Consider the following 26,195-nt stretch of genomic DNA (forward strand, 5'->3'; position numbering starts at 1 on the left):
CCGGGGTGCGGCAGAATGCTGGCCATGCTCGAACTGGCCATCCTCGGTTTTCTCCATGACTCCGCCCTGCACGGCTATGAGCTGCGCAAGCGAATCAACGCGCTGACCGGGCACGTGCGGCCCGTCGCGGAGAGCACTCTGTACCCCGCCATCAAACGGCTGGAGAAGGCGGGCCTCCTCGCCCGCGAGACGCAACCAGGTGCCGTCGCGGCGCCGCGACATGTCCTCACTCTCACGCCGGACGGCAGGCAGGAGCTGCGCAACCGGCTCGCGGACCCGGCGCGAGGGGACATCACCGACGAGAACCGCTGGTTCACGCTTCTCGCCTTCCTGCGCCATCTGGACGACGAGGCGGCCCAAGCCGCGGTGCTGCGCAGGCGGTTGGCGTTTCTGGAGGAGCCGGCGAGCTTCTTCTATGACGGAGATCGGCCGCTGCGCGCGGAGGAACTCGACGACCCCTTCCGGCGCGGCATTCTGCAGATCGCTCGCGCGACCAGCATGGCGGAACTCACCTGGCTGCGCGAAACCTTGGCGTCACTCGGCGGGGGCGGCCGCTGACCTGCCCTGATGCGGGACCGGACATCCGCGGAGGCCCGGCACGGGGAACGACCCGAGCTCGGAGACCTCGTACCCCTCGGGGTAGCCCTTGATCTCCCGGTTCTGTCGGGCGTAGCGCGGCGTGCTCCGCGGTGGCATCAGCCGCACGGCGCGTCCACGCAGTCGCACGCCGCCCCTGACCAGTGAGCGAACGACCGCACTCGGCTGTTCGTAGCGGAACGCGCCCAACAGGGGCTCGTCCAGTAGGGCGAGGGTCGCGGAGCGCAACACGGGCGCCAAGGGGCGGGGGTACCAGGACGCCATCAGGTCGAGGGTCGCGTCGGACACCTCACGCGCCCCTTGGTCCCAGCCGAAGTGGGCCTCTTCGTAGTCGTCGAGGCAGCGTTCGAACTCCTCGTACGAGGCCGGGATTTCCTTGATCCCCATGTGCTGCCCGAGGGTGCGGTAGTACACGGCGGCGGCAGCCGTCTCATGGCGCGAGAGTTTCCGCCAGCCGTAGGAGTCGATCCACCGCTTGGGCATGACCACGAACGTGCACAGTACGTAGCGCATGTCATCGTTGCTGATGTCGTAGCTGCGGTGCATCTGGTTGATGCGGCGGATCGCCGTGCGGCCCTCGTCACTGCCGAATCCGTGCTCCACTACGGCGTCGAGGAGCAGCGCCGTGTCGTCGTACCTCTTCTGTGTACGGTCCGTCAGTTCGGCTGTCTCCGCGAGCAGTCGGCCGACACTGGGCACCGCATAGGTGCGGTACAGGGCCAGTTCGAGTGCACGCGTGTAGTCCCACGGGAACTCGAGGGTCGCGGTGAGCCGGTAGATCTCGAGGTAGTCCCGCTCCGGGTCGAGGCGCCTGATCTGCCTGAGCCGCTCGAAACGCTTCACCGCGTGGTCCCCCTTCTGCGACCGGAGTACTCACTCTACGTTGGTGAGGGACACCGCAGAGATCAACGAGGAAGTCATTCCGGGGGCAGCCGTTCCGGGGGAAGGTCGTCCATATGTTTGCCAGGTTCCGCAAGTACTTGCCCGCCGGCAAGCGGGGCGTCGGGGAACGCGCGCCGGCGCCGAGCAAGCGCCGACGCCCGCACAATCTCTTCGAAGCGGCCGCCGTGTACGTGGCGGCCTGCGCCGAGGACGATCAGGACGAGATGGACGAGGCCACGGGGTGGGTCTCTCCAGAGGCACTGTCTTTCGGCGTCAGCGAACTCGCGTGCCGGGCGGTCATCGCCCTCGCGAGGGAACGCGACGAGTCCCCCCGAGAGGTGGCTCGTACGCTGTTGGGTCTGCCGCGTCCTGAGTCGTCGCCCGCGCCCCATGAGACGTAACGGGACAGGCGTCCGGTGATTCTCCTGACCGTCCACCCCTCGACGGTTTCCGGGGCGACTGGTTAGGGTGCGCCGACGGACCAAGCGAGGGGAGGCCGGCATGCCTGGGACGGACGACGCTGTCGTCGCCGATGACGACGCGCTGTACGTACTGACGGCGGTGCTCCTGACGCCCGCGAAGTTCCCCAGCGTGCTGGGCGACGACTATCCGGAGGCCTGTGCGTCGCTCGGCCTGGCGCCGCTCGCCGCCGGTTACGGGCTGGTGCTCGGCCAGGACGGTGACGGGGCGCGGTGGACGGTGGTCGTCGACGACGTTTCTCTTGTCGCCGTGGCGATCGCCTCCTGGGACTGCGGGATGGAGTACGACCTGTCCCCCGAGGAGCGCACCGTCGTGGCCGCGCTGCCCGGGTGGCCTCTCGCGGTCGCTGTCGCGGCGCCCGGAGTGCCCGCCCCGCACGACCCTGAGCCCGACTCCGGGTGCGAGGGACGACAGCCGCTCGCTCCGCCGCGAGCCGACGGCTGGGGTCCGGCTCAGCGGAGGCTCGGCGCCGACGAGATAGCCCTGCAGTGGGCGAAGTGGCGGGAGCAGGTCGATGATGCCGACTTCCCGGACGATGCCGGTATTGCGGAAGGTGTCGGCTTCACATCGGACGGGGCCCCGGACGTCACATCGGCGGAAACCCGCGAGGCGCCGATGACTGGTGTCCGACGTGTCCTCACCGAGGCCCGCGCCTATCTGGAGACTCCGCCGCCCTTGGGCCGGGTGCGCTCGTCCTTCGCCTCGGGGGACGCCCGCACGTTGCGCGCCGACGGCCCCGGCTGGTCGCTGGTCGCCAGAACCGACGACATCGCGTTCGTCCTGCTGGACGAGGAGCCCGGCGAGGTGCTGCCGGTGGGTCGTGGGCCGGCGCTTCCCGCGCTCCTGGAGGCCCTCGACGAGATGGCGGTCCGTCCCACCTGAACACCGTCGACGGCCCGACGTGAGGAGCGTCCGCACCCGGTCATCGGGCTGGTTCCGCGGTGGACTCGGCGGTCCGGTCTCAGCGGCCGAGCTCCCTGCGTCTGGCACGGCGCAGCCTGCGCCGCTGCCCCGGGTCGAGTGCCAGATAGGCGGCCACGGGGACTCCGAGCACGATCAGGAGTGCGGCCCACCAGGGCAGCCAGAACAGCATGATGAGCCCGGCCGCGACACCACCTGCGGCAATCTTCGCGTTCCTCGACATGTCCGTCGCCTCCTTCGCGGCTGGTGCCGCTCTCTGTCTGGAAGAACGGCGCCGGTGGCACCGCGGTTCCTGATCGCGACCCTGAGAGACCCCTGAGTCCCCCCCTACTGGCTGCCGACACCACGCCCGGTCGCCCTATTCGACCCGCAGGGGCTCGCCGACTTCGTACATGTGGCGCAGCACCTGACGGTAGGAGTCGACGAAGCCGGCCTCCGCGTAGGACATGCCGGCCGCGGCGCAGTATGCGCGCACCACAGGCTGGGCGAGTCGCAGATGAGGGCGGGGCATGCTGGGAAACAGGTGGTGCTCGATCTGGTAGTTGAGTCCGCCGAGGAACCAGTCGGTGAGCAGACCACCGCGGACGTTGCGCGAGGTGAGGACCTGGCGGCGCAGGTGGCCCCAGCGCTCCCCGTCCGGGTCGGGCATCTCCATGCCCTTGTGATTGGGTGCGAAGGCGAGCCCGAGGTGCAGGCCGAACAGTGCCTGGTGGATGGCGGCGAAGGCGAGCGCGTGCCCCAGAGGCATGGTGACGAGCAGCAGGGTCACGTAGCCGGCCAGGTGGGCGACGAGAAGCATTCCTTCCACGGCACGCTCGCGCGGGGGCTGGCGCCGAAGGTCCTGGAAGCCGTAGATCTTCATGGCGACGCCCTGGAGGAGCGTCAGCGGGAAGAAGAGCCAGGCCTGGTTGCGCGTGAGCCAGCGGCGGAATCCGACACGCAGACGTGCCTGTCTGGTGGTCCAGACGAGGACGTCCGCCGCGACGTCGGGGTCCTTGTCGACATGGTTGGGGTTGGCGTGATGCCTGTTGTGCTTGTCGTTCCACCAGGCGGAGCTCATCCCGAGCAGTAGATTGCCGTGCACGAGACCGAGGGCACGGCTGACGGATCGGTTGCCGGTTATCTGTGAATGCCCCGCGTCATGGCCGATGAATGCCGTGCGGGCGCAGAGGACGGACAGCACGGGCGCAAGCAGCAGCACCCACCACGAGGCTCCGATGACGAACATCCCGGCACCCACGGCCAGCAGCGCCAGGGTGTTGGCCGTGATGGTACGCGTGTACCAGCCGACACGTCGGCTCAGAAGGCCCTGCTCCTTGACAGTGCGCAGAAGGGGGGCGAATTCGCTTCCGGCGGGTTGCTCGCCGACGCCGACCGTGGGGCGTTCCGCGAGTGCTGCTGCGGCTTGGGGCATGGGCGGGTCTCCGGTATCCGAGACGACAGGGGCTGACCTCTGAAACGTACGGATCGGGGGCCTTCCGCAACTATGGCGCCACCACCCACGTTCGCCGGGGGGCCAGCACCATGGGTCAGGGGGGTTGGCCCCACCCCCCTGAGAGGAGATGTGACGGGGAACACCATTCGATGCGGGCCGAGGGCGGCTCGAGTCCTGTACTCTCGGCCGCTCCGGTCTCAGTAGTCAAATTTGAGGAATGCCCCATCGCTGTGCACAGGATCCCTGCCATTCCCCTCTCCGAGGTCTCCGAACTGTCGCACTGTTCCGTGCTCTTCGTGCCCGGCGACCCCGCCCGCGGGGGCCGCATGGCCTTCTGGCGCCCTGATGGCACGGAACCGCCTTCGGTCGTCGGGGGCGCCTTCGAGGAAGTGGATGTCGCCGTCCCCGGGGACGAGGACATCGAACTCAGCACGGTGCCCGCGGTCCTGCTTTCCGTGCGTGCCGCGCTGCCGGTCCTCACGCGCGCGCGTGCCGCATCGGGATCGCACCCGACGGCTGCCTTCTGGGGGGCGGCAGGCGTCCTCGCACTGCAACTCGCTGCTCGTGGACTGTTGTTGCCCGGCCTGACTCCCGGCGACCACGACTCCTGGCGTGCCGGTCCGCTGGGGACCGCGGATCTGCAGCGGCTGCGCGAGCTCGCCGCGGCGATGCCGCCGGCCGCTCACGCCCTGCCGCTGGACTCCGCCGTACCGCTGCGGCTGCCTGAGCCCGAGAGCCTGCTGCGCCGGTTCCTCGACGCGGTCGCCGACACTCTGCCACGCTCCCCCGCCGCGCCGTCGGCCGCCGGCGGACCCGTGTTCGCCGCCAGGGAGCCGCAACACGTACCCGAACAGCGGGCCTGGGCCGCCGATGTGGCGGCGGGCCATGACGCCGGTGTGCGGATCTCCCTGCGGGTGGAGATCCCCGGGCTCGTCTCGGTCACCGAGGACGGCACCCGTCTGCCGTTCCGCGCCGTGCTGCAACTGCACAGCGTCAGCGATCCCGGGCTCGTCGCGGACGCCGCCGAGGTGTGGGCCGGTGCCGGAGCCACGGGGCAGGCCTTCGGACCGCGAGCACGCATGGACACGCTCCTCGCGCTGCGGCGCGCCACGCGCGCGTGGCCCCCACTCGCTCCACTGCTGTCGGCCACCGTGCCCGACGCGATCGAACTCGCCGACGAAGAGGTGACCGACCTTCTGGGCGGGGGCGCTCGGATGCTCGCGGCCGCGGGCGTCGATGTGCACTGGCCGCGAGAGCTGGCCCGCAGTCTCACCGCGCGCGCCGTCATCGGTCCGCCGGACGGTGATCAGGACGGCGGCGAGAAGAGCCCGTTCAAGCCGTCCGCGGACACCCCCTCGTTCCTTTCCACGGACGCACTGCTGGCGTTCAACTGGCGCTTCGCCCTGGGCGACCGGCAACTCACGCGTGACGAACTCGACCGCCTCGCCGAGGCGAACCGCCCGGTGGTCCGTCTGCGCGACCAGTGGGTACTCATCGACCCCGAGGAGGCGCGCCGCGCCCGCGACCGGCAGGACCGCAAGGTCACACCGATCGATGCCCTCGGCGCCGCACTCACCGGCACCACCGAGGTCGACGGCCGGCGCGTCGACGTGGAGCCGACGGGGTGGCTCGCCACGCTGCGCGAGCGGCTCGCGGACCCCGAGGGCATGGAGCCCGTCGGCCGGCCCGAGGCCCTCGCCGCGGAGCTTCGCGACTATCAGCTGCGCGGCCTGAACTGGCTCGCGCGCATGACGTCCCTCGGTCTCGGCGGCTGCCTCGCCGACGACATGGGCCTCGGCAAGACGATCACGCTGATCTCGCTGCATCTGCACCGCCAGACCCACGAGGACACGGCGGGCCCCACGCTGGTGGTCTGTCCGACGTCCCTCATGGGCAACTGGCAGCGCGAGATCGAGAGGTTCGCGCCCGGCACGCCGGTGCGACGGTTCCACGGCGCCCAGCGGGACCTGGAAGGACTCGCGCACGGCGAGTTCGTCCTGACCACGTACGGCACGATGCGGCTGGACACGGACCGGCTGGGCGGGACGGCCTGGGGCATGGTCGTCGCCGACGAGGCCCAGCACGTCAAGAATCCGTACTCGGCGACGGCCAGGCAACTGCGCGCCATCCAGGCACGCGCGCGCGTGGCGCTCACCGGCACCCCGGTGGAGAACAACCTCTCCGAGCTGTGGGCCATCCTCGACTGGACGACTCCGGGGTTGCTCGGAAAACTCGCGACCTTCCGGACGCGTTACGCCCAAGCCGTCGAGAGCGGCGCGGACCCTGGGGCCGCGGAGCGGCTCGGACAGCTGGTGCGTCCGTTCCTGCTCCGACGGCGCAAGTCGGACCCGGGAATCGCGCCGGAACTCCCGCCGAAGACGGAGACCGATCGCGCGGTCTCGCTCAGCGCGGAGCAAGCGGGCCTCTACGAAGCCGTCGTGCGGGAGACACTCGCCGAGATCTCCGGGGCCGACGGGTTCGCACGCCGGGGTCTGATCGTCAAGCTCCTCACGGGCCTCAAGCAGATCTGCAACCACCCCGCGCAGTACCTCAAGGAGGACGAGCCCAGGATTTCGGGCCGTTCCGGCAAGCTGGAGCTGCTCGACGAGTTGCTGGACACGATCCTCGCCGAGGGCGCGAGCGTGCTCGTCTTCACGCAGTACGTCCAGATGGCGCGGCTGATCGAGCGGCATCTGGCCGACCGTGGCATCTCTTCGCAGTTCCTCCACGGCGGCACGCCGGTCGGGACGCGTGAGGCGATGGTGCAGCGCTTCCAGGACGGAGAGGTTCCCGTCTTCCTGCTCTCCCTGAAGGCGGCGGGCACCGGGCTGAACCTCACCCGTGCCGAACATGTCGTGCATTACGACCGCTGGTGGAACCCCGCCGTCGAGGCGCAGGCCACCGACCGTGCGTACCGCATCGGGCAGACACAGCCGGTGCAGGTGCACCGGTTGATCGCGGAGGGCACCATCGAGGACCGCATCGCCGACATGCTGCTGCGCAAGCGGGAGTTGGCGGACGCCGTACTCGGCTCCGGAGAGGCCGCTCTGACCGAGCTGACCGACGCCGAACTGTCCGATCTGGTCGAGCTGCGAGGGGGGACCCGATGAGCGACATCCATGACGAGGAGTACGCGTACGGGGATGGGCGCGCCGGAGCGGCGACGGGTGCTCGTGATCCTGGAGCGGCGGACGAGCGCACGTTCGAAGCCATGCCGCCCGCGCGCGGGCAGGGCTTCGCACAAACATGGTGGGGCCAGGCCTGGCTGAAGGCGCTCGAGGACACCGCCCTCGACTTGGGCCAGTTGAAAGCGGGACGCCGGTTGGCACGCGCGGGCGCGGTGGGTGCGGTCTCGGTGCGGCCGGGCCGGATCACCGCGGTCGTACAGGACCGCGACGGCACACCGCACCGCTCCGACGTGCTGCTCCAGGAGTTGGGCGCGGAGGAGTGGGACCGCTTCCTGGGGATGGCCGTCGAGCAGGCCGGGCACATCGCGGCACTCCTGGACCGTGACATGCCGCCGCACCTGGTGGAGGACTCCTCGGCCGCCGGTGTCGAACTCCTGCCCGGCATCGGGGACCTGGAGGCGGAGTGCGACTGCGAGGCGTGGGACCACTGCGGGCACACGGCCGCGCTCTGCTACCAGGTCGCGCGGCTGCTCGACCAGGATCCCTTCGTGCTGCTGCTGATGCGGGGCCGCGGGGAACGCGAACTCCTGGACGCGCTCCACGTGCGCAGCGCCGGGCGCACCGATGCCCCGGAGCACCCTGAGGAGCCCCAGGATGCCGCTCCAGAGGGCGTCAGCGCCGCGGAGGCGTACGCGGACGGCGCCATCCTGCCACCGCTTCCCGAGCTGCCCGCGGCGCCCTCCGGGCCGGGATCGCCGCCGGCGCTCGACACGGAGACGGAGCCCGCTTCGGGCCTCGACGTGGCCGCGGTCGAGTTCCTTGCGGCACAGGCGGCCGCCGAGGCGTGCCGGATGCTGACCGACGCGCTCGTACCCGGTCACGAGGAGCACCCTGTCGAGGAGGAGTTGTCGGTGAGCGAGGACGCCGTGCGCCTGGCCGCGGCTGCTCCGGGGCCGACGGTCGAGGCGCGGTTGGCGGAGGTGTCGGAGCGCGGGCCGGACGGTCTCGCGCTCGCGGTCCGGGCCTGGCGGTACGGGGGTCGCGCCGCGCTGCACATACTCGAACAGGAGTGGACGCCCGAAGGGGATGCGCTGGCACGCGCGCGTGCCGCGCTGGAAGCCGCGTGGGACGAGGGCGAGCGCCCGCGGTTGCAGGCCGCCCGCAACCGGTGGACCGTGGTGGGCTTTAACGCTCAACTGCGCCATGGGCCCGACGGTCGTTGGTGGCCCTACCGCGAGGAACGCGGCCGCTGGGTCCCGGCGGGGCCGGCGGCCCACGATCCGGCGACCGCTCTGGCCGTGGCGAGCGAGACGAGTACGTAGGAAGGGCGGCCGGCGGACAGTGGCGTGGAGACGTCGGTGACGTACGTAGGACTGTCGCACCCGTACTGAGCCCAAGGATCCCGAGGCAACGCCCGGATGTGCGGTGGCCGCAAGGCCCCCGCACATCCGGACTCTCGGCCTCACACGTCCTGGCCCCAGCCCCGCACGCCCAGGAGGTGGTCCATGGCCAGCTGGTCGAGGTGCTCGAAGGCCATCCCGCGCGCGGCGGCCGCCTCCACGTCGAAGGTCTCGTAGGCGCCTTGGTCCGCGAGCAGTCCGGCGAGCCCGTCGTCCGCCGTGGGGAGCGCCAGCTCATCCAGGCGCGACGCCCTCAAGGCCTCGCGTACCTCGGGATCGGCGCGGAAGGCGGCGGCCCGCTCCCGCAGGATCAGGTAGTTGCGCATGCAGCCGGCGGCCGAGGCCCACACTCCCTCGGGGTCCTCCGTACGGGGCGGCTTGAAATCGAAGTGCCGCGGCCCCTCGTAACCACCCCTCTCCAGGACGTCCACCAGCCAGAAGGCGCTGCGCAGGTCCCCGGCGCCGAACCGCAGGTCCTGGTCGTACTTGATGCCGGTCTGGCCATTGAGGTCGATGTGGAAGAGCTTGCCCGCCCACAGCGCTTGGGCGATGGAGTGCGGGAAGTTGAGTCCCGCCATCTGCTCGTGGCCCACTTCGGGGTTGACGCCGAACAGTTCGGGCCGCTCCAGGCGCTCGATGAAGGCGAGGGCGTGTCCCACCGTCGGCAGCAGGATGTCGCCGCGCGGCTCGTTCGGTTTCGGCTCGATCGCGAACTTGATGTCGTACCCCTGTGAGGTGGCGTACTCGGCGAGCAGGTCGAAGGCCTCCTTCATCCGGTCCAGCGCGTCGCGGACATCCTTCGCGGCCCCTGACTCGGCTCCCTCCCGGCCGCCCCACGCGACGTAGGTGCGCGCACCCAACTCGACCGCGAGGTCGATGTTGCGCATCGTCTTGCGCAGGGCGTATCGGCGTACGTCACGGTCGTTGGCGGTGAACGCCCCGTCCTTGAAGACGGGGTGAGTGAAGAGGTTCGTGGTCGCCATCGGTACGACCAGGCCGGTCGCGTCGAGGGCCTGCCGAAAGCGCTTGATGTGGCCTTCGCGTTCCGCGTCGGTCGAGGCGAACGGGATCAGGTCGTCGTCGTGGAATGTCACTCCGTAGGCGCCCAGTTCGGCCAGATGGCGCACCGTGTCGGCCGGGTCGAGTGCTGACCGGGTGGCGTCCCCGAACGGGTCACGCCCCTGCCAGCCGACAGTCCACAGGCCGAAGCTGAACTTGTCCTCTGGAGTGGGCCGGTAGTTCATGTGTGGCTCCCTCGACTATTTCGTCATGTCACTTTACAAATTAGTATCCGGGGGCCCCGCTGGGAAGGTCGGTGGGAAGAATCTTCGGGGCAGGCCCCGGAGAGCCACAGGAACGGAGACGTCATGTCATCAGCGCCCTCAGCTCAGGGACCTCTTGTCGTCGGCGTGGACAGTTCGACGCAGTCCACGAAGGTGCTGGTCGTCGACGCGGCCACCGGCCAGGTCGTGGCGAGCGGCCAGGCACCGCACCGGGTCAGCTCGGGCGAGGGGCGTGAGAGCGATCCCCGGGAGTGGTGGGAGGCGCTGTGCGCGGCGCTGGGGCAGTGCGGGCCCGTCGCCCGGGAGGCCGCCGCGGTGTCGGTCGCGGGCCAGCAGCACGGGCTGGTCACGCTCGGCAAGGACGGTACACCGGTGCGCCCCGCGCTCCTGTGGAACGACGTGCGCTCCGCCGCACAGGCACGAACCCTCTTGGAGCGGTTCGGTGGCGCCAAGGAGTGGGCCGATCGGGTCGGGAGTGTTCCTGGGCCTTCCTTCACCGTGACGAAGTGGGCCTGGCTCACCGAGCACGAGCCGGCGGCCGCACGCGCCACGTCCGCCGTGCGCCTGCCCCACGACTACCTCACGGAACGCCTTACCGGACTCGCCACCACGGACCGCGGCGACGTCTCGGGGACCGGGTGGTGGGCGTCGGCTCCGGAGACGTACGACGAGGAGATTCTCGGCATGGTGGGCCTCGATCCGGCGCTGCTGCCCCGGGTCGCGCGTCCCGGCGAGATCGTCGGCACCGTACGTGGCGACAGTGCGCTGCCGTTCTCCAAGGGGACGCTGGTCGCTCCCGGTACCGGTGACAACGCGGCGGCCGCGCTGGGCCTCGGCCTGCGTCCCGGCACGCCGGTGCTGAGCCTGGGCACGTCGGGCACGGTGTACGCGGTCTCGGAACACCGCCCCTCGGACCCGACCGGCACGGTGGCGGGGTTCGCGGACGCGCGCGGAGCGTGGCTCCCGCTGGCCTGCACCCTCAACTGCACGCTGGCCGTCGACCGGGTGGCGGCATTGCTGCGCCTGGACCGCGAGGCGGTGGAACCGGGCGGCACCGTCACTCTGCTGCCCTACCTGGACGGTGAGCGGACGCCGGACCTCCCCCACGCCTCTGGGATGGTGCACGGCCTGCGGCACGACACGACGCCCGGGCAGTTGTTGCAGGCGGCGTACGACGGGGCCGTGCACTCACTGCTGGGCGCCCTCGACCTCGTCCTGGATGAGGACGCCGACCGTTCGTCGCCGCTCCTGCTCATCGGTGGCGGGGCGCGCGGTGCGGCTTGGCAGAACACGGTCCGTCGCCTCTCCGGCCGCCCCGTGCAAGTGCCCCGAGCGCAGGAGCTTGTGGCCCTTGGCGCCGCCGCGCAAGCAGCCGGGGTCCTCACCGGCGAGGACCCCGGGGCGATCACCCGGCGCTGGGGCACGGCCCACGGGCCCGTACTCGATCCCGTCGAGCGGGATGAGGCGACGTTGGCGCGGATCTCTCGAGTGCTCTCCGATGCGGCGCCGCTGACGAAGGCGGTGCGGCAAGGGGAGTGATGCTGCTGACCGGTGGGCTTGCCGTCGCCGGGGCCCGGGCCGGGGCGGCTGCCGTGGCCGGGGGGGCGCGGCAGCCGTGGCCGTCCTGGCCGTGGGAGCCGCCTTGGCAGCGAGATCCGTCCTGACTGCGAGAGCCGCCCTGGCCGCAGGAACCTCCCTGACCTCAGGGGCTCCAGGCGCCACCCCGGCCACTCCCGTCACCGCGGCCACCGCGGCCACCGCGGCCACCGCGGCCACCGCAGAATGATCCTCTTGTCCCCCATACGGGTGGCCGAGATTTCCACAAATGCGCTGCCGTACACAGATGCGAGCTCTGCCCTTCCGTCTCAACCAGCGGGCGCCGTAACGTAATTCACGCGAGGCCGCGATCGGCCGACTGAGGTGACGGTGCCCCCCCCACAGCCCGGGGAATTCGCGTCAGTCCAGCCGTTCCTCAATGAGAGGCAGGTCAGTCATGGATCGGACAAGACGCTTCCCCAGCAGGCGCCGACTGCTGCAAGGCGCCGCCGCGGCCGCCGTGCCCGCGACGCTCGTGCCCACCGCACGCGCGAGCGCCCAGGCTCTGTCGGTCGACTACCCCTTGGCCGAGTGGGTGCCGGCCAGTACGTCCAACTACACCGCTGCCAGCCGCCCGAGCACCTACCCCATCGACTACGTGGTCCTCCACGTCACCCAGGAGACGTACGCCGACACGCTCGCCATCTTCCAGAATCCCACGAAGAAGGTGTCCGCCCACTATGTGGTCCGTTCCGGCGACGGTCACATCGCCCAGTGTGTCCGTGACCGCAATGTCGCTTGGCACGCGGGCAATTGGACGTACAACACGCGCAGTATCGGAGTCGAGCACGAGGGATGGATCGACAAGCCGCAGTACTTCACCAACGCGATGTACGAGCAGTCCGCCGCGCTGACCGCCGCCATCTGCTCGAAGTACGGCATTCCCAAGGACCGCGAGCACATCATCGGCCACTATCAGGTGCCGGGATCGGACCACACGGACCCGGGGCCGTACTGGGACTGGTCGCGCTACATACGCCTCGTCAACTTTGCCTAAGGGACGAGAAGTTCACCGGGGCCCGGCAGGGAGCGGGAGGCCGAGTTGACCGATCCATGGGTGGCCCTGGAGCCGGGTGCCGATCCCGCCGAGCGCGTGCGGGTGGTGCGGCAGGCGCATGAGAGGTTCACCGCGGCGGGCACGGTCGTCCGGCCGGTGCGGTCGGTGGTGGCCGAGTCGTGGCGCAGGTCGGCCAGGGCGCGGGTCAGCCCTGAGGGGAGCGGCGCGGCGGTGGAGCTGACCGACGGCGACCTCGGCGCCTATCGTGCGGAGCATCCGCTGGCGAGGGTGATGCCGTTGTTCCGTGAGCTGATGGGTACCTTCGCGATGGACGGGGAGCACCTTCTGGCCGTATGCGACGGGCAGGGCAGGTTGCTGTGGGTCGAGGGCCACGCGGTGGCGCGGCGGCGTGCGGACCGGATGAACTTCGTGCCGGGGGCGCGGTGGGCCGAGTCCGCCGTGGGGACCAACGCGCCGGGAACGGCGGTCGCCCTGGACCGGCCCGTGCAGGTCTTCGCCACCGAGCACTTCATGCGGCGGGTGCAGCCCTGGACGTGCGCGGCGGCTCCGGTGCACGATCCGCGGACCGGGCGGTTGCTCGGGGCGGTCGACATCACCGGTGGGAACGGCCTGGCGCATCCGCACAGTCTCGCCTTCGTGCAGGCGGTCGCGAGGGCCGCCGAGTCCCAACTGGCGTTGCTGGCTCCTTCTGCGAGAGCCCGGGGTGGCGTCGAGCTCTCGGTGCTGGGCCGGGACGAGGCGCTGCTAGTGGCGGGTGGGCGAAAGGTGCGGCTCAGTCGCAGGCACAGCGAGATCGTGGTGCTGCTCGCCCGTCATCCGGAGGGGCTGAGCGGGGACGAGTTGCTGTACGCGCTGTACGAGGACGAGTCGGTTCCGCAGGTGACGTTGCGCGCGGAGATGGCTCGGTTGCGGCGGGCGCTCGGGGCGGAGCTGTTGCGGTCGCGTCCGTACCGTCTGGCGGAGCCCGTGGAGTGTGACGTCGACACGGTCGAGCGTCGCCTGGCGGTGGGCGCTGTGGCGGCGGCCGCCGCCGCGTATACCGGGCCGTTGCTGCCGCAGTCGCGGGCGCCCGCTCTGGTCCGGCTGCGGCGCCGGCTCGCCGACCAGCTGCGGGTGGCGCTGGTCGGCCACAACGACCCCGAGCTGCTGGCGGACTGGGTACACGCGCCCTGGGGCGAGGAGGACCTGGTGGCGTGGCGGGCGCTGGCCGCACTGCGCCCGACGCCCGGCACTCTGGGCCGCCTGCGCGAGCTGGATGCGGAGCTGGCCGTGACCGGGCGGGGCGCCGTGCAGTCGTACTGATCACTCACCGAGGGGGGTGTGTTCGGGGCCGGGGGTGGCCAGGCACCGCCCACGGGCCCTCGGATGGCCGGGGACCGCTCACCGGCCCCGAGGGGGGAAGGCATCAGCCGCGGCTGCCCTCGGGAAGGATCAGCCCTCGCCCCCAGCAGCCCAGAAGGAGGACCCGAAGGAAAGCGCGAAGGGGAACGCAACGTGGATGCAACGTCCGTGGTTCTAGCCTCCGGGCGAGAGCTGCCCAACGGCGGGCAGTCTTCCCCGGGAGGCCAGCCAAGATGACCCGTTACGCAGCGCCCGGCACCGAGGGCGCCATCGTCTCCTACGAGTCGCGCTACGACCACTTCATCGGCGGCGAGTACGTGGCTCCCGCCCGTGGCCAGTACTTCGAGAACCCCAGCCCGGTCAACGGGCGGCCCTTCACCGAGATCGCCCGGGGCACCGCCGAGGACGTCGAGCGCGCCCTCGACGCGGCGCACGCGGCGGCCCCCGCGTGGGGGCGGGCGTCCGTCACCGAGCGCGCGGACGTGCTGCGGAAGATCGCCGACCGGATGGAGGCCAACCTCGAACAACTCGCGGTCGCCGAGAGCTGGGAGAACGGCAAACCGATCCGCGAGACACTGGCGGCCGACATCCCGCTCGCCATCGATCACTTCCGCTACTTCGCGGGGGTCATCCGCGCACAGGAGGGGTCGCTCAGCGAAGTGGACGCGGACACCATCGCGTACCACTTCCATGAGCCGCTCGGCGTCGTCGCGCAGATCATCCCGTGGAACTTCCCGATCCTCATGGCGACCTGGAAGCTCGCGCCGGCGCTCGCGGCCGGCAACGCGGTCGTCCTCAAGCCCGCCGAGCAGACGCCGGCCTCCATCCACTATTGGATGAGCCTGGTCCGCGACCTGCTGCCGCCGGGTGTCGTGAACATCGTCAACGGATTCGGCGTCGAGGCGGGCAAGCCGTTGGCGTCCAGTCCGCGCGTCTCCAAGGTCGCCTTCACCGGGGAGACCACGACGGGGCGGTTGATCATGCAGTACGCCTCCGAGAACATCAAGCCGGTGACGTTGGAGCTGGGCGGGAAGTCACCGAACATCTTCTTCGACGACGTGTGGTCCGCGGACGACGACTTCCGGGACAAGGCGCTTGAGGGCTTCACGATGTTCGCCCTCAACCAGGGCGAGGTCTGCACGTGTCCGTCGCGGGCGCTGGTGCAGCGCGGGCACTACGGCGAGTTCCTCGAGGCCGCGATCGCCCGCACCGAGCAGATCAAGGCCGGGCATCCGCTGGACACCGACACCATGATCGGCGCGCAGGCCTCCAACGACCAACTGGAGAAGATCCTCTCCTACCTGGACATCGGCCAGCAGGAGGGCGCCAAGGTCCTGACGGGCGGGCAGCGCATCGAGTACGACGGCGATCTGGCGGGCGGTTACTACGTCCAACCGACGATCTTCGAAGGCGACAACCGGATGCGGATCTTCCAGGAGGAGATCTTCGGCCCGGTCGTCTCGGTCGCGTCGTTCAACGACTTCGACGACGCCATCAAGATCGCGAACGACACGCTCTACGGGCTCGGTGCCGGTGTGTGGACGCGGGACATCAACAAGGCGTACCGGGCGGGCCGGGCCATCCAGGCGGGCCGCGTCTGGACGAACTGCTACCACGCCTATCCGGCGCACGCGGCCTTCGGCGGCTACAAGCAGTCGGGCATCGGGCGGGAGACGCACAAGATGATGCTGGAGCACTACCAGCAGACGAAGAATCTCCTGGTGTCGTACTCGGCGAAGAAGCTCGGCTTCTTCTAGGGGCTCGAGAGAAGGCACCTGACCTGGGGTTTTGCCGGTCAGGCGCCTTCCGCTCGACCCATTCATAGCGGGGATCGATTTGCGCCATAACTCCCAATTCCTCCCGCCGTCATCCCGCCCCTGACCAGCCCTTCCGGTCTATTTCCGGTCCACATCCCGGCTTACCCCTCGAGCGTCGCGCCCTGGCTGACGCGGTCCCACTCCTGCATGGACTGCTCAATCAGCCGGTTGGCCTGCTCCCTCACGCCATCCAGGAACTTGGCGTAATGCCGGAAGAGGACCTCGATGCTCTGGCCCGCGCGGCGAGCGCATTCGGCCGGGTCCACCCCGGAGTACAACCAGAACGAGATCCCGGCGTGCCGGATATCGTAGGGCCGCTTGGCCAGACCGGAGGCGAGTTCCGTGCGGGTCAGGACATGCTTCCGTGCCCGCGCCCACGTAATGCCATACGCGGAAGCGTCCTCGTAGTTGCCGGCCTGGTTCCGGAACACCCGACCGTCCGGCGCCACGCCGAACCGTTTGATGTGCGCACGTAGGACGCGCACGAACTTCGGAGGGATAGGCACCGGCCGGGTCGCGGTAGCCGCGCGACGCTTGAGCGAGTGCACCTCGTGCACCGCGCCGTCGTGCACTCCTTGCCCGCGGTGATGACGCCGCCCGACAGGCTGAGCATCCCCCACCCGGTCTCGGGTAGATGGCACTGTTCGAGGCGGAGGTGAATGACCTCCCCCGGCCGCACGACCGCGTAGTACATACAGCCGAAGAACGCCTCCAGATGGAGTCCGCGCCCGCGCTGCTGAGCAACCGCCGCACCCCACTTTCTCCGATATGGCAGGGCGTACGTCAGCGCAGCGCGACGGTTCTCGGACCAGAAAGAACAAGGTGGGCCTGAACCGTCACGCTGTCGCGGGCGTTCACAGGGCAGAAAGGCAATTCCGCCTGTCGATCGGGGAGTTCATCATGTTGGATCGTCGCTCTCTTCTGCGGACCAGTGGCGTGGCGGCAGCCGGCGCGCTCGGTGCCGTCGCTTCTGCCTCGACCGCTGAGGCAGCTTCCACGCCATTCCGTGGTCATCACTCGTCCGTTCACGCCCCGACCGACGGCGTGACGCGCACCTTGCTCCAGGAGAACCCCTCGCCCGCCAAGGGCTGGACGACCGTGCAGACCCTCGTCGAGATACCGCGGCGCAGGGAATCGGGCCGCCACAGTCACCCGGGAGTGGAAGTCGGATACATCGTCCGCGGCGATGTGTCCATGGAGTTCGACGACGGGACCACCCTGCGGCTTCGCACGGGTGACCCCTTCTTCATCCCCTCTGACACCATCCACAATGCCCGCAACATTGGGAAGGTGACGACCATGATGCTGTCCACCTACGTCGTCGACGAGACGAAGCCGCTGGTCACTACGTACACCCATTGAGTCTTTCCGACTGCGTAGTCATCGGCCAAGAGGGCAAGGACTGTGTGGAGGGTGCGGCTGATGCGTCGGCCGGTGCCGGGGGTCGGCCGAGTTAGCGGTCACCGGGCGTATGCCTCGCTCGCGATCGTGTCGAGCGGGGCGAGCCTCTCGGAGCCCCCGGTGGGTCCTGATCCGCTGTCGCGACAGGCGGACGCCCTCTAGCCGCGTCGGGACCTGCCCTTTTGCAGCGACCCATGAGAAGCGTATGCAGCGGGCAGGGCTCCCGTGCCGTTGGGTGAGGTGTTCGAAGTCTCAACCTGCCGGCTCGAGAGCCCTGGTGGGTCCTGTCCTGCCGCACTTGCCCTGCCGTATGAGCTGGTCGACCGGGTCACGATGCTTGTCGGCGTGAGGGTGACCGCCGCTGCGGACTACCGCCGCACAAGCGCGCCCTTGTCGCCCTCGCGCGGATCGTCGCCCGGCCGGGCACACCCGTGGGCACCGCCTACGGACATGCCACCGGCGTCGTGCGACGGGCGCGCCGATCGCGGAAGGGTGCTACCAGATCCTGATCTTCGTGATCTTGTGGAGGGGCTCGCCGGTGATCTTCCCGTAACTCCACTTCTCCACGGTTCCGCTGGTCGCCGGCGCGCCCAGCCTCGGCACGTACTCCAACGTGACCTTGTTGTTGCCGGTCCAGATCTGGTCGACGCCGTAGATCGCCACGCTTACCGCCCCCGCGTTGGCGAAGCAGAGGGAGCCGCCTGCGTTGTGAAGCGTCAGGTAACCCATTTCAGAGCAACCGACGCGGTTGATGGCGGACGCCGACGAAGCAGGCAGAACCACGGCTATGGCTCCGGCTGCCGCTACTACTGCGAGGCGTGTGATGAAGCGCTTCACTGGTGAGTTGTTCCTTCCATGGTGGTGCGGTGCCGCCGAGGGAGACAGCGCACGGCGGCATCGCAGGGACGCATGCACGTCCCATCAACGCAACGGGAGAAAGGGCACTCCCGTTCACCACTCGAGTGCCTTGCTTCGGACGGCGGTCGCGATAAGGAAGTGCAGTTGAGGCATGCCGAGCTCGCCGATCACAGCCGCCGAGATGTACGAGCGGTCCGAGAACGGGTCACCTCCCTCGTTCCGGCAGTCGGGACAGTACTTCGGCCCCTACGGAACGGCAAGAAAGCGACAAGGTCCCGCGAAGGGCTTCCGGCGAGTGTGTGAGCCGTTCGTCCGCGCATGCGGCTGAGCACGCCACGGAACACTTGGACAGGATCGAGCACCACGCATGAACGGAATCACGGAAACGCGGACCACTGCCTCCGCTCCGACCTGGTCGCATAATCGGAACCTCACCTCCGACGCTGACTGTGACGCCTTCATCAGAGACATCTACGACCAGTACGGCCTGCTGCTCGTCCGGTATGCCGCGCGACTGCTGGACGGCGATTGGCACAAGGGGGAGGACGTCTTCCAGGAGACCGCGGCCCGAGCCTGGAAACACGCCCGCTTCCTGGGCAGCCGCGGCGACAGCCTCAGACCGTGGTTGTTCACCGTGACCAGGAATCTCGCGATCGACCATCACCGGGCGCGTCAGGTGCGGCCGTTGGAGCACATGTCCGTCGAGGAGTTGGACGTCTCCAGCGACAACACGGCATCCACGATCGATTCCCATGTGGTGGCGCAGGCCCTGGGGGAGCTGAACGAGCAGCAGCGAACCGTCATCTGCCTCATGTACTACCTGGAATGCAGCGTTGCCCAAGCGGCCGAGCACCTCGGCATACCGGCGGGCACCGTCAAGAGCCGCGCCTTCTACGCCGTACGGGCGTTGCGCAGAGCGCTGGAGAAGCAGGGGATCCTAGGGGTGTGACCATGGCGCGGCCCCGGTCGCACGGTCGTCAACGGGTCCTGTGATCCAGGCTGGGAGGCCTGACAGGTCTCAAGTACACGCGCGAGCGGGGGAAACCAGTACGACGGGTGCTGACGGGAGCATCATGCAGGACCCTTACTCCTCGGAACAGGAAGCTTGTGCTTCCCGACCGCCCTCTCGGGCACGGTGGGCGCGGGGTCCTCATTCATGTCGAGGGCGGCGAGCCGGTCACGGACCTGCTGAGCGCTGTGTGTCATCGCCCGCGCTTCAGCGTCTTGGAGGGCGTTGACCCAGTCCGCCCGTGCCCCTTCCCGGTCGCCCATGGCCAGCCGGGTGTCGCCGAGCCGCATCAGGGTGCCGAGGGCGTTCCTGTGGTCTCCCAGTTCACCGAACGCCCTCGACGCCCGCTGGTAAGTGGTCACCGATTCCTCGTAGCGGCCGAGCAGGCGAAGGTTGTGGCCCAGGATGTCCCACCCCTGGGCGAGCTGCCAGGGCGCGTCGAGGCGGTGGAACAAGGCGATGCCTTCCTCGCTGTACACGAGGCTCTTCTCGAGGTTCCCGAGGTTGGAATGGAACCAGGCGAGCTCGAGGAGGCACTCGGCCAACCACAACTCTTCGCCTGTCATCCGGGAGAGTTCCAGCCCCCGCTCGGAGGCCGCCACGGCTTCCCCCGTCCGCCCGAACAGGAACAGCGCACAGGCCGTTACGTAGTGGGCTCGTGCCTGTTCACCGATGTCGTCGAGCTCTGCGAAGATCGCTGTCGCGTGTTGCAGCTGCTGCAGGGCCTGCTCCTGATGGCCGAGGTAGCCGTGGATCCCGCCCAGATGCCGTAGGCAGCGGCCCTCTTCGAGGAGGTCGTTCCGACGCCGGGCCACTTCGAGGGCGGGGGTCAGCGCGGCGATGGCTTCTGGCCAGAACTCCTGACGGTTGAGGTATTCCTTGAGCGACCAGGCGAGCCCCGTGATGTGAGGGTCGAGCTGCTGGCTGACGGCGGTGTGGAGCAGGCCCGTCAGCACGTGGTGTTCGGCGGTGAGCCATCGGGTCGCCTGCTCGACGGTGGTGAGTTCCTCCGGAGTGACGCCCGAGCGGGGTGTGCCGAGTTCGAGGTCGTGCGATGTGTCCTGTTTGAGGAACCGGTTTGCCTCGCAGGCGGTGAACATGTAGTGGTCCAGGATCCGGAGAGTGGCGTGATGACGACCCTGGCCGGTCTCGTGGGCGTGAGCGAGCTCGGTGGCGTAGCCGCGGAGGAGGTCGTGCAGGCTGTAGCGACCGGGCAGCGGTTGTTCCACGAGGCAGGAGCCGAGCAGTTCGGCGAGTGCGCGGCGGGTCCGGGCGAGGGGAAGGCCGGCGAGGCTGGCCGCGGCGGGGGCGGTGATGTGGGGGCCGGGATGCAGGGCCAGCAGGCGGAAGAGCCGGGCGGCGTGCTCATCGAGTGACTGGTAGGACCAGGAGAAGACGGTGCGCACGTCTGTGGTGGTGTCGGAGCCGGTGAATGCCTCGAGTCCGCCGTGGGTGTGTCGCAGGTCGTCGACCACGGCGTGGAGGGGGAGCGCGGGGTCGAGTTCGGCGCGGGCCGCGACCACGGCCATGGCCAGGGGAAGCCGTCCGCACAGCTGGATGATGTCGGCTGCGGCGGCGGGCTCGGCGGCGAGTCGTTCGGGTCCCAGACGTCGTTCGAGGGCCTCGTGCGCCTCGGTCGGTGTGGGCAGCGCGAGCCGGAGGGGCTTGGCGCCGTCGGCGGTGACGAGGCCGAGAAGCTGGTTACGGCTGGTGATCAGGGTGAGGCAGCCCGCTCCTGCGGGAAGGAGTGGGCGCACCTGCTGCTCGTCGCGGGCGTTGTCCAGGACGAGGAGGACCCGCCGGTCGGCGAGGAGACTGCGGAAGAGTGTGCTCCGGCCGGCGGTGTCTTCGGGGATGCGCGGGGCGGGGACGCCCAGGGCGGTGAGGAAACCGTGCAGGGCGCTACCGGGTTCGACGGCGGGTGCGTGCGGGTGGAATCCGCACAGGTCGACGAAGAGCTGCCCGTCGGGGAACGAGGAGGCGATGCGGTGCGCGTGGTGCATCGTGAAGGTGGTCTTGCCGACACCGGGAGCGCCGCTGATGACCACGGCGGGGGCAGTGGTGGGTCCGGGGTGGCCCGTCGCACCGATGGCTGTGGACAGCCACGCGCCTTCGGTCGCCCGTCCCGCGAACGCCAGCAGGTCGCGCGGCAGTTGCGCCGGGCGTGCCAAGGACGGAGAAAGGGACGCTGCTCTCCCGCCGTCCGCGACCGGGGTGCCACGTGTGTCGGACTCGGCTTCCGTGTCGTCGGGTCGGTCGACGGCCGGGCCGGTCGACGAGGTCGCCTCGCCCCCGTCCGGTGCCCCGGTCGTGGTGGTGCCTCTCGGACGGCGGTCGTGCTGGATCACCGTGTCATTCGTCAGGTCGGCCGGGTGCAGAGGCGGGAGGTCGTGGTGGAGGATGCCCTGGTGCAGAGCGCGTAGGGCCGGACCTGGTTCGAGGCCGAGCTCGTCGGCCAGATGCCGGCGCACGTCGGTGTAGCGCTGCAGGGCTTCGGGGTGCCGGCCGGCGAGGTACAGCGCTCGCAGCAGTAGGGCCCAGCCGGTTTCGCCCAGTGGGTGCTGCGCGGTTATCTCCTCTGCCGCGTTGAGGGCTTCGGTGATCCGGCCTTGCAGGAGCAGGCCAGTGGTGTGGATCTCGCGAGTGGTCTGCCGCAGCTCCTCCAGACGTGCTGTCTCCTGGACGGCGAACAGGTGGTGCGCCGCGTCGGCGAACGCCGTGCCGCGCCACATGCCCAGGGCCTTCTGGGCCTCCTCCACGACACGATCGGGTCGGCCTTGGTCCAAGTACCGGTGTGCTTGGGCGGCGGACCGCTCGAAGCGTACGGTGTCACGGTTCTCGGGCGGCACACGCAGGGCATAGCCCAAGGGTTCGGTGACCAACACCTCGAACGCCCCCTGGCGGCGCAGACGCTGGGGTTCCAGCGTCGCGCGTACCTTGCTGATGTGGGCGTGCAGGGAACCCATGGCCGCGCTCGGTGCCCGCCCCGGCTGCTGCGGCCACAGTTCCTCGAACAGAGTCTGCGGAGAGACCGCCCGGCCGTCGGCGAGCAGCAGACGAATCAGCAGGAGTCGCTGCCTGCGCCGACCCGGGTCGAGTACCGCCCCGGCCCGCCGCACCTCCAGCGGACCCAGCAGTCCGAAGTCGAGACCTTGAACCACAGCTGTCACCGTACCCAACAGAATCTCCACCGGCGGCGTCACCCCTGGGACGCACACCTGACCAGGATCCGGCACACGGACAACGTGTTCGTGCGGTGACGAAAACCGGCCTCGGCTCCACCGGGCACCACAGGAAGGGTGTGGCGGCGGCTCAGGGCACAGGAGCGATGAGGACCCCGTTGTCCGCTTCCCGCATATCGGACAGGAGAATAGCAGGACGTCATCCGGCGGCAGGGCTCGTCAACCAGCACCTCCGCGGAGAAGGCGAGCGCATCGGCACGTCGGCGGACGGCTCCGTCACCGGCCCTCTCGGGCGCGGCACATGAACAGACGCCATGCGTCATGACCTGCGGCGACGCGTGAACCGCTGCGACGTACAGCCCGTTGAGTGAGCGAACGGTTGTCGTCCAGAGCGGAGAAGAACATGATCGTCGAGGGAACGAGCACCGACCGGTTCGAACCGGTACGAGCGGCGCTGACAGCACATCTCGAAGCCGGCGAGGAGTTGGGGGCATCGATCGCCGTCGATGTGGACGGGGTCATGGAAGTCGATCTGTGGGGTGGCCACGCGGACGAAGCGCGGACCGTTCCATGGCAACGGGACACGTTGGTGAGCATGTGGTCGACCACGAAGACCCTCACCAGTCTCGCGGCCCTCATCCTCGTCGACCGGGGCGCACTGGATCTGCGCCGCCCGGTCGCGCACTACTGGCCCGAGTTCGCCGCCCGGGGAAAGGAGCACATCGAGGTGCGGCACGTCCTGGCCCACACCTCGGGACTTTCCGGCTGGGAGCAGCCCTTCTCCGTGGAGGACCTGTACGACTGGCCCACGGCGAGTGCCCGGCTGGCCGCGCAGGCACCCTGGTGGGAACCGGGCTCCGCTTCGGGATACCACGTGCAGACCCAAGGACAGTTGGTGGGGGAACTCGTCCGGCGGGTCAGTGGCCGTACCCTGAGGGAATTCGTCGACACCGAGATCGCCGAGCCGGCGCGAGCCGATGTCCAGCTCGGTGCGCGCGAAGCCGACTGGCCGCGCATCGCCGATCTGGTGGCGCCCTCGCAGCTCTCCGGTATACCCACCGGCCTCGATCCCGACGGGATCTTCACCAAGACGCTGTTCGGAAGCCCCGCGCGTGACGAGCACGTCGACACCCCGCGGTGGCGCTCCGCCGAACTCGGAGCCGTCAACGGTCACGGCAACGCACGAGGCATGGCCCGAGCGCTCTCCGTCATCTCACGGCGCGGCCGGGTCAACGGCCTACGGCTTCTCTCCGCGGAGACGGTGGACAAGGTGTTCGACGTCCAGGCCGATGGAGTCGACCTGTTCCTGGGCGTCCCCGTCCGCTGGGGCATGGGCTACGCGCTCGCCGATCCGAGGACGATGCCGCACATACCCACCGGAAGGATCTGCTTCTGGGTCGGTCGGGGCGGTTCGATCGTCGTGATGGACCTCGACCGGCGCGTCACGTTCTCGTACGTGATGAACCGGGTGGGCGACGGCATCCTCGGCTCGGAGCGCACGTACAGCTACCTCAGACGTGTCTACGAAGTCTTGGAGTCCGCCGGTTGAGGTGTACCCGCGCCCGCGGCCGGAGCGCGGCAGCCGGTGCGACGCGGCAATCGCCTCGCAGCGTGAGCTCCGCGGCATCCCTTCGGCCACGGAATCGATCACGGCGGGAAGCCGCTGATCGCCGTGACCCGCACAGCCATTCCACTGCCCGGGAACGAGCAGCTCATTTCCGAGTGAACCGGCCCGGCCGTCCCGTCGTAATACGAGTCGTCATACGAGACGAAGGACGCCCCACTCCCGGTGACCGGACGAGAGCAATGCCCCGGTCCGGGCCGGACACATGGTGCGGACGTACGTCAACTCAGTCACACGCCAGGCGGCTCGGGGCCTTGCTCCTCGAACATGTCGGCCTGTTTCGCCTGGCCCGCCCGTCGAGGGCCATCAACCAACCAAGAGGGATTTCACGCATGCGCATCACCCGCCACGTCCGCCCGAGCCGCAGAACCGCACTGCTCGGTGTCACCGCGGCCGTAGGTCTGTCCGTCGCCGCCGTCACCCTGCCCGGCACCGCAGGCGCGACGCCCCACCACGCGGAACGTCCGACGATCGTGTTGGAGCACGGAGCGTTCGCCGACGCCGCGAGCTGGGACGGTGTCGTCGCCCGGCTGCAGCGCGCCGGCTATCCGGTGGTGTCGGCCGCCAACCCGCTGCGCGGTCCGGCGAGCGATGCCGCCTACCTGCGCAGCGTCCTCGAACACGTCGACGGGCCCGTGGTCCTGGTCGGCCACTCCTACGGCGGCACCGTCATCAGCCAGGCCGCCGCGGGCATGGAGGACAAGGTGAAGGCTCTGGTCTACATCGCGGCGTTCCTCCCCGACACGGGCGAGAGTTCGATCGGGCTGACCAACAAGTTCCCCGGGAGCACCCTCGGCCAGGCCGTCGAGTCCGTCAACTACTCCCTGCCCGGCGGCGGTCAAGGCGCGGACGTGTACATCAAGCCCGAGAAGTTCCGCAGCCAGTTCGCCGCGGACGTGCCGGCGGCCAAGGCCAGGCTCATGGCAACCGGACAGCGGCCGATCGCCGCCGCCGCACTGGAGGAGAAGTCCACCGAGGCCGCCTGGAAGACGATCCCCTCCTGGTCGCTGGTCACCACGGGAGACCGCAACATCCCCGTGGCCACCCAGCGCTACATGTCGGCCCGTGCCAAGGCCCGCACGACGACCGTCGACGCGTCACACGCGGTATCCGTGTCCCGCCCCGACGCCGTCACCCGCATCGTCGAGCAAGCAGCCCGCACGGTCCGATGACCGACGGGCCCGCCCTGTCGCCCGTCACACCTCACCGCACCCGCACAGCCGTGCCCGACCGTGCACTTCACCCTCAGACGTATTCACACCGGAAGGCAGCAACCACCATGGCGTTCATCACCGTCGACCAGGAAAACTCCACCAGCATCGAGCTGTACTACGAGGACCACGGCGCGGGGCAGCCGGTCGTGCTGATCCACGGCTACCCGCTCGACGGCCACTCCTGGGAGAAGCAGTCCGCCGCACTCCTGTCGGCCGGCTATCGCGTGATCACGTACGACCGGCGCGGTTTCGGCCGCTCCAGCCAGCCCACCACCGGCTACGACTACGACACCTTCGCCGCCGACCTGAACGTGGTCCTGGAGACCCTCGGCGTCAACGACGCCGTTCTGGTGGGCTTCTCCATGGGCACCGGTGAAGTCGGCCGTTACCTGGGCACCTACGGCTCCGACCGGATCGCCAAGGCCGCCTTCCTCGCCTCGCTGGAGCCCTTCCTCCTCAAGACCGACGACAACCCCGGCGGCGTCGACGGCACCATCTTCAAGGACATCGAAGGTGCCGTCACCGCCGACCGCTACGCCTACTTCACGGATTTCTACGAGAACTTCTACAACCTGGACGAGAACCTCGGCACGCGCATCAGCGAGGAAGCCGTCCGCAACAGCTGGAACGTGGCCGCCGGTGCCTCCTCGTACGCCTCCCTGGCCTGCGTGGCCACCTGGTCCACCGACTTCCGTGCCGACGTGTCCAAGATCGACGTTCCGGCACTGATCCTGCACGGCACCGCCGACCGCATCCTGCCCATCGAGGCCACCGGGGAGCGCTTCCACCAGGCACTCCCGCAGGCCGACTACGTCGTCATCGACGGCGCACCCCACGGCCTGCTGTGGACCCATGCTCGGGAAGTCACCGACGCCCTGCTCGCGTTCCTCGCCAAGTGACCAGCGGCCGACGCCTCACCTGACGCGAGACGGCAAGCGGCCGGTCACGCGCCGGGCGGGAAGCTGAGCCGTACCCCCGCTGCTGCACGGCAGGACCGTTCGCCGTGGGG

At 69.5% G+C, this 26,195-nt stretch carries 21 protein-coding genes; 14 read left to right on the top strand and 7 right to left on the bottom strand.

Annotation, left to right across the window (positions count from 1 at the left end; all coding sequences use genetic code 11):
- Positions 1 to 24: 24 nt before the first annotated feature.
- On the top strand, positions 25 to 558 hold the full coding sequence (locus ACZ516_RS13005; RefSeq protein WP_361082054.1) for a PadR family transcriptional regulator: 534 nt from the start codon (positions 25 to 27) through the stop codon (positions 556 to 558).
- Here the strand turns inward: ACZ516_RS13005 and ACZ516_RS13010 are convergent.
- Positions 535 to 1,440, bottom strand: a complete 906-nt coding sequence (locus ACZ516_RS13010) for an oxygenase MpaB family protein (protein WP_469010052.1) — start codon at positions 1,438 to 1,440, stop codon at positions 535 to 537. The genes ACZ516_RS13005 and ACZ516_RS13010 overlap by 24 nt on opposite strands.
- A 113-nt stretch (positions 1,441 to 1,553) precedes the next feature.
- Here ACZ516_RS13010 and ACZ516_RS13015 point away from each other — a divergent pair, with 113 nt between their 5' ends.
- Both ACZ516_RS13015 and ACZ516_RS13020 read left to right on the top strand, forming a co-directional pair.
- Positions 1,554 to 1,880, top strand: a complete 327-nt coding sequence (locus ACZ516_RS13015) for a hypothetical protein (protein WP_358583376.1) — start codon at positions 1,554 to 1,556, stop codon at positions 1,878 to 1,880.
- A 100-nt stretch (positions 1,881 to 1,980) separates the two neighbouring features.
- Complete coding sequence (locus tag ACZ516_RS13020; protein ID WP_469010054.1) at positions 1,981 to 2,841, top strand: hypothetical protein; 861 nt, start codon at positions 1,981 to 1,983, stop codon at positions 2,839 to 2,841.
- Between the two features lie 79 nt (positions 2,842 to 2,920).
- Here ACZ516_RS13020 and ACZ516_RS13025 read toward each other — a convergent pair whose 3' ends face one another.
- On the bottom strand, positions 2,921 to 3,103 hold the full coding sequence (locus ACZ516_RS13025) for a hypothetical protein (protein WP_358583373.1): 183 nt from the start codon (positions 3,101 to 3,103) through the stop codon (positions 2,921 to 2,923).
- A 135-nt stretch (positions 3,104 to 3,238) separates the two neighbouring features.
- Complete coding sequence (locus tag ACZ516_RS13030; RefSeq protein WP_469010055.1) at positions 3,239 to 4,294, bottom strand: fatty acid desaturase family protein; 1,056 nt, start codon at positions 4,292 to 4,294, stop codon at positions 3,239 to 3,241.
- 251 nt (positions 4,295 to 4,545) lie between these two features.
- On the opposite strand from ACZ516_RS13030, the gene ACZ516_RS13035 reads away from it, so the two are divergent.
- Positions 4,546 to 7,425 carry a DEAD/DEAH box helicase gene (locus ACZ516_RS13035; RefSeq protein ID WP_469010056.1) on the top strand — a complete coding sequence of 960 codons (2,880 nt, stop codon included), beginning with the start codon at positions 4,546 to 4,548 and terminating at the stop codon, positions 7,423 to 7,425.
- Complete coding sequence (locus tag ACZ516_RS13040; protein ID WP_469010058.1) at positions 7,422 to 8,765, top strand: SWIM zinc finger family protein; 1,344 nt, start codon at positions 7,422 to 7,424, stop codon at positions 8,763 to 8,765. The genes ACZ516_RS13035 and ACZ516_RS13040 overlap by 4 nt, the downstream gene beginning before the upstream one ends.
- A gap of 140 nt (positions 8,766 to 8,905) precedes the next feature.
- On the opposite strand, the gene xylA is transcribed toward ACZ516_RS13040, so the two are convergent.
- Entirely contained in the window at positions 8,906 to 10,087 is a 1,182-nt protein-coding gene (gene xylA, locus ACZ516_RS13045) for a xylose isomerase (protein WP_469010059.1), read from the bottom strand.
- 123 nt (positions 10,088 to 10,210) lie between these two features.
- Here xylA and xylB point away from each other — a divergent pair, with 123 nt between their 5' ends.
- From xylB to exaC, 4 genes are all read left to right on the top strand, one after another.
- Positions 10,211 to 11,665, top strand: a complete 1,455-nt coding sequence (xylB, locus tag ACZ516_RS13050) for a xylulokinase (RefSeq protein WP_469010060.1) — start codon at positions 10,211 to 10,213, stop codon at positions 11,663 to 11,665.
- A gap of 454 nt (positions 11,666 to 12,119) precedes the next feature.
- Positions 12,120 to 12,719: an N-acetylmuramoyl-L-alanine amidase gene (locus ACZ516_RS13055; RefSeq protein WP_361082036.1), complete on the top strand. Its 600-nt coding sequence runs from the start codon at positions 12,120 to 12,122 to the stop codon at positions 12,717 to 12,719.
- Positions 12,720 to 12,764: 45 nt separating this feature from the next.
- Entirely contained in the window at positions 12,765 to 14,042 is a 1,278-nt protein-coding gene (locus ACZ516_RS13060; protein WP_361082034.1) for a GAF domain-containing protein, read from the top strand.
- 272 nt (positions 14,043 to 14,314) lie between these two features.
- Entirely contained in the window at positions 14,315 to 15,838 is a 1,524-nt protein-coding gene (exaC, locus tag ACZ516_RS13065) for an acetaldehyde dehydrogenase ExaC (RefSeq protein ID WP_361082032.1), read from the top strand.
- A 161-nt stretch (positions 15,839 to 15,999) separates the two neighbouring features.
- Here the strand turns inward: exaC and ACZ516_RS13070 are convergent, their stop codons facing one another.
- Positions 16,000 to 16,455 (bottom strand): hypothetical protein, encoded by a 456-nt coding sequence (locus ACZ516_RS13070; RefSeq protein ID WP_469010062.1) that lies wholly within the window; start codon positions 16,453 to 16,455, stop codon positions 16,000 to 16,002.
- 487 nt (positions 16,456 to 16,942) lie between these two features.
- Here ACZ516_RS13070 and ACZ516_RS13075 point away from each other — a divergent pair, with 487 nt between their 5' ends.
- Positions 16,943 to 17,260: a cupin domain-containing protein gene (locus tag ACZ516_RS13075; protein WP_361082026.1), complete on the top strand. Its 318-nt coding sequence runs from the start codon at positions 16,943 to 16,945 to the stop codon at positions 17,258 to 17,260.
- Positions 17,261 to 17,794: 534 nt separating this feature from the next.
- Here ACZ516_RS13075 and ACZ516_RS13080 read toward each other — a convergent pair.
- Positions 17,795 to 18,136, bottom strand: a complete 342-nt coding sequence (locus tag ACZ516_RS13080; RefSeq protein WP_361082024.1) for a beta/gamma crystallin domain-containing protein — start codon at positions 18,134 to 18,136, stop codon at positions 17,795 to 17,797.
- A gap of 388 nt (positions 18,137 to 18,524) precedes the next feature.
- Between ACZ516_RS13080 and ACZ516_RS13085 the strand changes: the two genes are divergently transcribed.
- Positions 18,525 to 19,106: a sigma-70 family RNA polymerase sigma factor gene (locus ACZ516_RS13085; protein WP_361082022.1), complete on the top strand. Its 582-nt coding sequence runs from the start codon at positions 18,525 to 18,527 to the stop codon at positions 19,104 to 19,106.
- Positions 19,107 to 19,228: 122 nt separating this feature from the next.
- Here the strand turns inward: ACZ516_RS13085 and ACZ516_RS13090 are convergent, their stop codons facing one another.
- Positions 19,229 to 22,327: an AfsR/SARP family transcriptional regulator gene (locus tag ACZ516_RS13090; protein WP_469010065.1), complete on the bottom strand. Its 3,099-nt coding sequence runs from the start codon at positions 22,325 to 22,327 to the stop codon at positions 19,229 to 19,231.
- Between the two features lie 388 nt (positions 22,328 to 22,715).
- Between ACZ516_RS13090 and ACZ516_RS13095 the strand changes: the two genes are divergently transcribed.
- From ACZ516_RS13095 to ACZ516_RS13105, 3 genes are all read left to right on the top strand, one after another.
- Entirely contained in the window at positions 22,716 to 23,897 is a 1,182-nt protein-coding gene (locus ACZ516_RS13095; RefSeq protein WP_469010067.1) for a serine hydrolase domain-containing protein, read from the top strand.
- A 407-nt stretch (positions 23,898 to 24,304) separates the two neighbouring features.
- A complete protein-coding gene (locus ACZ516_RS13100) occupies positions 24,305 to 25,144 on the top strand; it encodes an alpha/beta fold hydrolase (protein WP_358696352.1) in 840 nt (279 codons plus the stop codon).
- A gap of 107 nt (positions 25,145 to 25,251) precedes the next feature.
- Entirely contained in the window at positions 25,252 to 26,085 is an 834-nt protein-coding gene (locus ACZ516_RS13105) for an alpha/beta fold hydrolase (RefSeq protein ID WP_358696351.1), read from the top strand.
- Positions 26,086 to 26,195: the final 110 nt, after the last annotated feature.

This window comes from Streptomyces sp. NPDC034037 (genome assembly GCF_055575715.1).